7 protein-coding genes are annotated in these 6,592 nt (G+C 61.3%); 4 read left to right on the top strand and 3 right to left on the bottom strand.

Annotation, left to right across the window (positions count from 1 at the left end):
• Together ACYYKW_RS16850 and ACYYKW_RS16845 are read right to left on the bottom strand one after the other, a co-directional pair.
• A partial coding sequence (locus ACYYKW_RS16850; RefSeq protein ID WP_464990600.1) for an MFS transporter occupies nucleotides 1-1,039 on the bottom strand: 1,039 nt, incomplete at its 3' end.
• Between the two features lie 137 nt (nucleotides 1,040-1,176).
• Nucleotides 1,177-2,829: a GMC family oxidoreductase gene (locus tag ACYYKW_RS16845; protein WP_464990599.1), complete on the bottom strand. Its 1,653-nt coding sequence runs from the start codon at nucleotides 2,827-2,829 to the stop codon at nucleotides 1,177-1,179.
• A 133-nt stretch (nucleotides 2,830-2,962) separates the two neighbouring features.
• Here ACYYKW_RS16845 and ACYYKW_RS16840 point away from each other — a divergent pair, with 133 nt between their 5' ends.
• The 4 genes from ACYYKW_RS16840 to arsH all read left to right on the top strand — a co-directional run bounded on the left by ACYYKW_RS16840 (nucleotide 2,963) and on the right by arsH (nucleotide 5,571).
• Nucleotides 2,963-3,847 (top strand): LysR family transcriptional regulator, encoded by an 885-nt coding sequence (locus ACYYKW_RS16840; protein WP_090282809.1) that lies wholly within the window; start codon nucleotides 2,963-2,965, stop codon nucleotides 3,845-3,847.
• A 183-nt stretch (nucleotides 3,848-4,030) separates the two neighbouring features.
• Nucleotides 4,031-4,378: a metalloregulator ArsR/SmtB family transcription factor gene (locus ACYYKW_RS16835; RefSeq protein WP_464990598.1), complete on the top strand. Its 348-nt coding sequence runs from the start codon at nucleotides 4,031-4,033 to the stop codon at nucleotides 4,376-4,378.
• 14 nt (nucleotides 4,379-4,392) lie between these two features.
• Nucleotides 4,393-4,863: an arsenate reductase ArsC gene (locus ACYYKW_RS16830; protein WP_464990597.1), complete on the top strand. Its 471-nt coding sequence runs from the start codon at nucleotides 4,393-4,395 to the stop codon at nucleotides 4,861-4,863.
• A gap of 9 nt (nucleotides 4,864-4,872) precedes the next feature.
• Nucleotides 4,873-5,571, top strand: coding sequence for an arsenical resistance protein ArsH (arsH, locus tag ACYYKW_RS16825; protein ID WP_464990596.1), 699 nt, complete (start codon nucleotides 4,873-4,875; stop codon nucleotides 5,569-5,571).
• Nucleotides 5,572-5,611: 40 nt separating this feature from the next.
• Here the strand turns inward: arsH and ftrA are convergent, their stop codons facing one another.
• The gene (gene ftrA, locus ACYYKW_RS16820) at nucleotides 5,612-6,580 is read right to left on the bottom strand and encodes a transcriptional regulator FtrA (protein WP_093102483.1); all 969 of its coding nucleotides are present in this window, start codon (nucleotides 6,578-6,580) and stop codon (nucleotides 5,612-5,614) included.
• Nucleotides 6,581-6,592: the final 12 nt, after the last annotated feature.

Genomic DNA, 6,592 nt, shown 5'->3' with positions numbered 1-6,592 from the left:
ACAAAGTGCCGAGCGTGCGGCCATGAAACGCGTTGGCCATGACCACCACCAGCGGCTGTTCGACACCCTTGCGCCAGCCATACAAGCGCGCGAGTTTCACCCCGACCTTGTCCGACAGCCAGCCAAAGAAAATGAAGAACGGCGCGCCGATGACCACGCTGACGATCAGCAGGCTGTTGGCCACCGCCGGGTCCATTTTCAGGAACTGGGTGAGGAAAAACAGCACGTAGAACTGCGCCGCATAAAATGTCACCGCTTGCCCGGCGTTGATGCTGAACAGGGCGATCAGCACGACTTTGAGGTTTTCCCATTTGCCGAAGGATTCGCGGATCGGCGCTTTCGAGGTTTTGCCTTCCTCCTTCATTTTCAGATAGGCCGGCGACTCGTGCAGGCTCAGGCGAATCCACGTGGAAATGCCCAGCAGCACTATCGACAGCAGAAACGGAATGCGCCAGCCCCAGACTTCAAACTGGTCGCCGGTGAAATACCGGCAACCGAGCACCACCAACAGCGACAGCAACAGGCCGAGGGTGGCGGTAGACTGAATCCAGCTGGTGTGGAAACCGCGCTTGCCGATCGGCGCGTGCTCGGCCACGTAAGTCGCCGCGCCGCCGTATTCGCCGCCGAGCGCCAGGCCCTGGAGCATCCGCAGCACCACCAGGATGATCGGTGCGGCAATGCCGATGCTCGCGTAGGTCGGCAGCAGGCCGACGCAAAATGTCGCCACGCCCATCAGGATGATCGTTGCCAGAAACGTGTATTTGCGCCCGATCATGTCGCCCAGTCGCCCGAACACCAGCGCACCGAACGGCCGCACGATGAAGCCGGCGGCGAACGCCATCAGCGCGAAAATGAACGCGGTGGTGTCGTTGACCCCGGCAAAAAATTGCTTGCTGATCACTGCCGCGAGGGCACCGTAAAGAAAGAAGTCATACCACTCGAACACCGTCCCGAGGGACGAGGCGAATATGACTTTTTGCGTGGCATTGCTGGTCTCGGCGCTGCTCGCAGCGTCCAGCGGCTGAGCGTGTTCTGACATGTCGGTATCCCTCACAGTGATTGTTTTTGTTGTTCCACTGGTGTTGCGTGTCCCGGTGTTGCGCGAATGTGTTGCAAAACCCTGTGGGAGCCAGCCTGCTGGCGATGGCGGTGGGTCAGCCACAGGGATGTTGAAGGTCAGTCCGTCATCGCCAGCAGGCTGGCTCCCACAGGTACAGTGTTTACAGCTTTGGAATTGAGGATCAGCTGCGCAGCCTTTTCGCCAATCATCAGCGTAGGCGAACAGGTGTTGCCGGAGATGATCCGCGGCATGATCGACGCATCGGCCACGCGCAGACCCGGCACGCCGTGCACGCGCAGTTGCGCATCGACCACCGCATCGCCGTCATTGCCCATGCGACACGTGCCGACCGGATGGAAGATCGTCGTGCCGATTTTCGCTGCGGCTTCGTGCAGTTGCTCCTCGGTTTGCAGGCTGTCGCCCGGCAGATACTCGACCGGTTTGAAAGCACGCAGAGCAGGGGCGCTGACGATGCGTCGGGTCAACCGAATCGCATCTGCAGCTACGCGCAGATCTTCAGGATGGCTCAGATAATTGGGATTGATCAGCGGCGCCTGCTGCGGGTCTGCTGAGCGGATTTCGATGCGCCCACGGCTGTGCGGACGCAGATCGCACACCGAGGCGGTGAATGCCGGAAAGCTGTGCAACGGCTCGCCAAAACGCTCCAGCGACAGCGGCTGAACGTGGTATTCGAGATTCGCCGAAGTCTGTTCCGGCCCCGAGCGCGCAAAGGCGCCCAGCTGACTCGGCGCCATCGACAGCGGTCCGCTGCGGTCATACAGATAACGCAGGCCCATGCCCATCTTGCCCCAGACGCTGCCGGCGATCTGGTTCAGTGTGCGGGCGTTTTCCAGTTGATAGATCAGCCGCAGCTGCAGGTGATCCTGCAGGTTGCCACCGACGCCCGGCAGTTCATGAATCACGCCGATGCCCAAGCGTTCGAGCAGTGGTCGAGGGCCGATCCCGGAGCGCTGCAGAATGCTCGGCGAACCGACCGACCCAGCGCACAGGATAATCTCCTTGCGCGCCTTGAACTGTTTGATCTGGCCTTCATGTCGCGCACTGACCTTCGAAGCGCGGCCACCCTCCAGCAGCACGCGGTCGACCTCGACGCCGGTCAGTACGGTCAGATTCACGCGGTTGCGCAGCGGTTTCAAAAACGCCTTGGCGGCGTTCCAGCGCACCCCGGCTTTCTGGTTGACCTGAAAGTAGCCACAACCCTCGTTGTCGCCCTGATTGAAGTCGCTGACGCTGGCAATGCCGCTCTGCTCGGCGGCACTGCGAAAGGCATCGAGAATCGGCCACGACAAGCGCTGTTGCTCGACCCGCCATTCGCCGTGGGCGCCATGAAAATCAGCGGTGCCGGCAAAGTGGTTTTCGCTCTGTTTGAACAACGGCAGGACATCATTCCACGCCCAACCGGGATTGCCCTCGGCGGCCCAGCCGTCGTAGTCGCTGGCCTGGCCGCGCATGTAGATCATGCCGTTGATCGACGAGCAACCGCCGAGCACTTTGCCGCGCGGATAGCTCAGCGCGCGATCGTTGAGCCCGGTCTGTTCTTCAGTTTTGAAACACCAGTCTGTGCGTGGGTTACCGATGCAGAACAGGTAACCGACCGGAATGTGAATCCACGCATAGTTGTCGCGCCCGCCGGCTTCGAGCAACAGTACGCGGTGCTGCGGGTCCGCTGACAGTCGATTGGCCAGCACACAGCCGGCCGGACCGGCGCCGACCACGATGTAGTCGTATTCATCGAGGGAAGTCTGCATTCCCTGACCTCGCTTTTTGTTTTTATTGTCGGACACTCTAGTTGTTAGCTTTCGTTAAAAGAATGTTAGTTTTTGCGCAGCCGCTGTGCGTTTTCAAACAGCTCGCATCGACCTTAGCTGACAAGGACACGCCATGTTCGACTGGAACGACTTGCGGTTTTTTCTCGAACTGCAACGCAGCGGCCGCCTGCTCACCGCCGCCCGCCGGCTCAACACCACCCATGCCACCGTCGCCCGCCACATCGAAGCCATCGAGAAAAGCCTCGGCACCGCGCTGTTCGTCCAGCACGCTCAAGGGTACGAAATGACCCCGGCCGGCGAAGCGCTGCTCAAGCATGCCGAAGCGATGGAAAACGTCGCGCTGCTGGCTCAGGAAGAAATCACCCAGTCCACGGCGCCGCTGGGCAAGATCCGCGTCGGTGTGACGGAGGGCCTCGGCGTCAAATTTCTCGCCAGCCGCATGATCGGCCTGTTCGAGCGTTATCCGGGGCTGGAAGTGGAACTGGTCGCGGTGCCGCGCTTTGTCAGCATCCTCAACCGTGAGGCGGAAATCAGCATCCATCTCGAACGCCCGGCGGCTGACATGCTGGTCACGCGCAAACTCACCGACTACCGATTGGCGCTGTATGCCAGCCAGGCTTACCTCGACAAGGCACCGCCCTTGCATAGCCGCGAAGACCTTGGCCGTCATGCATGGATCGGTTATGTCGACGATCTGCTGTTCAGCCAGGAACTGATGTTCCTCAACAGTTTCTGCCGCAGCCCGCGCGTGGTGTTCCACAGCACCAGCGTCATTGCCCAGCAGGAAGCCGCACGCTCCGGACTGGGCATTGCGGTGCTGCCTTGCTACATGGCCGCGTCTGACCCGGAACTGGTGCCGTTGCTGGCGGACGAAAGTATCGAACGCAGCTACTGGATCAGCACTCGCCGCGAGCTGCACAAGTCGGTGCGCTTGCGTGTGGTCTGGGATTATGTGGTGGGATTGTGCGAGGCGGAGCAGGCGTTGCTGCTCGGTTAGCCGGTTCACAGAAATCCCCTGTAGGAGTGAGCCTGCTCGCGATAGCGGTGTGTCAGTCATTAATGATGTTGAGTGAAAGACCGCTATCGCGAGCAGGCTCACTCCTACAGGGGCAGCATTTCAGGTTGCGAAATATATGGATATCCGTATATTCGATTTCCCGTATATCCCGTGCTCAGCCCCATGCTCACGCCCACTGAAGTCTTCAAAAGTCTCGCTGACGAAACCCGCGTACGCGCCATGCTGCTGATCACCGCACAGGGAGAACTGTGTGTGTGCGAACTGATGTGCGCGCTCAACGACAGCCAACCGAAGATCAGCCGCCACCTCGCGCAATTGCGCAGCAACGGCCTGCTGCTCGATCGGCGTCGAGGCCAGTGGGTCTATTACCGCCTCAACCCGGATCTGCCGGCGTGGATCGCGCAAATCCTGCAAATGACGTCCGACGCCAACACCAATTGGCTGCAGGACAATGCCGCCCGCCTGCAGAACATGCACGGGCGTCCGGTTCGTGAAGCCGCGTGTTGCTGATGGAGAAAAAAACCATGCGAGTCCTGTTCATGTGCACGGCCAACAGTTGCCGCAGCATCCTTTCTGAAGCGATGTTCAATCATCTGGCGCCGGCAGGCTTCGAGGCGGTGAGTGCCGGCAGTTGCCCCAAGGGCCAGGTATTGCCACGCAGTCTGCAGACGCTGCAAAAGGCCGGAATTACCATCGACGGTTTGTACAGCAAAGGCAACGACGCGTTCGCAGGCAATCCGCCGGATGTCGTTATCACGGTGTGCGGCAACGCCGCGGGCGAACCTTGTCCGCTGTACTTCGGCCCGGCGCTGAAAAGCCATTGGGGGCTCGAAGATCCTTCCGGCCTCAGCGGTGACGAAGCCAGCATCGACGCGGCCTTCCACGCCACACTGATGCGCATCGGACGACGCTGCCAGGCTTTCCTCGATTTGCCGTTTGAGCAACTCAGCCGCGATCAGCTGCAAGTCGAGCTCAATCGAATCGGTACGCTTTAAGGACGCCCCATGTCAGACCATTTGCCCAACCTTGATGCCACCCTGTTCGACGCCGCCAAACCGACGACCCCTGATACGCACAAGCCGCGCATCCTGCTGCTCTACGGTTCGACCCGCGAACGCTCGTTCAGCCGTTTGCTGGTCGAAGAGGCGGCGCGCCTGCTTGAGTACTTCGGTGCTCAAACGCGCATTTTCAACCCGTCCGGTTTGCCCCTGCCCGACGATGTTCCGGTCGACCATCCGAAAGTGCAGGAATTGCGCGAGCTGGTGCTGTGGTCGGAAGGCCAGGTCTGGTGCTCACCGGAGCGCCACGGTGCGATGTCCGCCGTGTTCAAGGCGCAGATCGACTGGATCCCGCTGGAACTCGGCGCCGTACGCCCGACCCAAGGCAAAACCCTCGCGGTGATGCAGGTGTGCGGCGGTTCGCAGTCGTTCAACGTGGTCAATCAATTGCGCGTGCTCGGCCGCTGGATGCGCATGTTCACCATCCCCAACCAGTCCTCGGTGCCCAAGGCCTACATGGAATTCGACGACGCGGGACGAATGAAACCCTCGCCGTTCTACGACCGCGTGGTCGATGTAATGGAGGAATTGGTGAAGTTCACCTTGCTGCTGCGCGAGCACCAGACGCATCTGGTCGACCGCTATTCCGAACGCAAGGAAAGCGCCGAGCAATTGATGGAGCGGGTCAATCAGCGTTCGATCTGACAATCGCCGACTCGCCCTGAAGACTTTTGGAGCGAGTCAGCTAAACCGTCACACCCCGGCCAAACCGCTCCCGATAAACTGAGGGCGGTACCCCCACCACCCCACGAAACGCCACCCGAAAGCTCTCCACCGAGCGATACCCGCAGCGCTCGGCAATCTGTTCAGTCTGCTGATCGGTGCTCTCCAGCAACTCCCGCGCCCGTGCCAGTCGTTCATGCTGCAACCACGCCTTGGGCGACTGTCCGCTGGCCTCGGTAAACCGTCGTAGAAACGTGCGCTCGCTCATCGCCGCTTCGCTGGCCAGATCGCGCACCTCCAGCGGTTGATGCAGCCGCTCGCGGGCCCATTGCATGACTCGCGACAGATCATTGCGCGGGGTGGCGCTGACCGGCGTCGGAATGAACTGCGCCTGGCCGCCGGTGCGTTGGGGCGACATCACCAGTCGCCGCGCGACGCTGTTGGCGACCTGAGTACCGAAGTCGCGGGCAACCAGGTGCAGGCAGGCGTCGATGCCGGCGGCGCTGCCGGCCGAGGTGATCAGTTGGCCGGCGTCGACGTAGAGCACGTCCGGGTCGACTGCGATGGCAGGAAAGCGTTGCGCCAGTTCGTCGCTGTAGCGCCAGTGCGTCGTGGCGCGGTGGCCGTCGAGCAAGCCGCTGGCCGCGAGGACGAAGACACCGGAGCAGATCGACAGCAAGCGCGCGCCGCGAGCGTGAGCCTGGCGCAGTGCAGCGAGCAATGCTTCCGGCACCGCCGCGTTACGGTCGCGCCAGCCGGGAATGATGATGGTGCGTGCTTCGGTCAGCATTTCCAGGCCACCGTCGGCGAGAATTTGAATGCCGCCCATGGCGCGCATTGGGCCTTGATCGACTGCCGCAATCGCATGTTCATACCAAGGGAAATCGAACTCCGGTCGGGCGAGGCCGAAGATCTCCACGGCGATGCCGAACTCGAAGGTGCAGAGGCCGTCGTAGGCGAGGATCGCCACCAGATTGGAGGAAGTCGGCATTTGGCGGAAAGT

This window comes from Pseudomonas sp. 15C (assembly GCF_055484735.1).
Note: the sequence above shows the minus strand (reverse complement) of the source record. Positions and strands in the feature narration are given on the sequence as shown.

Coding starts and splice junctions, on each gene's coding strand:
- ACYYKW_RS16845 (WP_464990599.1), bottom strand. CDS start 2,829: ATGCAGACTTCCCTCGATGAATACGACTACATCGTGGTCGGCGCCGGT.
- ACYYKW_RS16840 (WP_090282809.1), top strand. CDS start 2,963: ATGTTCGACTGGAACGACTTGCGGTTTTTTCTCGAACTGCAACGCAGC.
- ACYYKW_RS16835 (WP_464990598.1), top strand. CDS start 4,031: ATGCTCACGCCCACTGAAGTCTTCAAAAGTCTCGCTGACGAAACCCGC.
- ACYYKW_RS16830 (WP_464990597.1), top strand. CDS start 4,393: ATGCGAGTCCTGTTCATGTGCACGGCCAACAGTTGCCGCAGCATCCTT.
- arsH (WP_464990596.1), top strand. CDS start 4,873: ATGTCAGACCATTTGCCCAACCTTGATGCCACCCTGTTCGACGCCGCC.
- ftrA (WP_093102483.1), bottom strand. CDS start 6,580: ATGCCGACTTCCTCCAATCTGGTGGCGATCCTCGCCTACGACGGCCTC.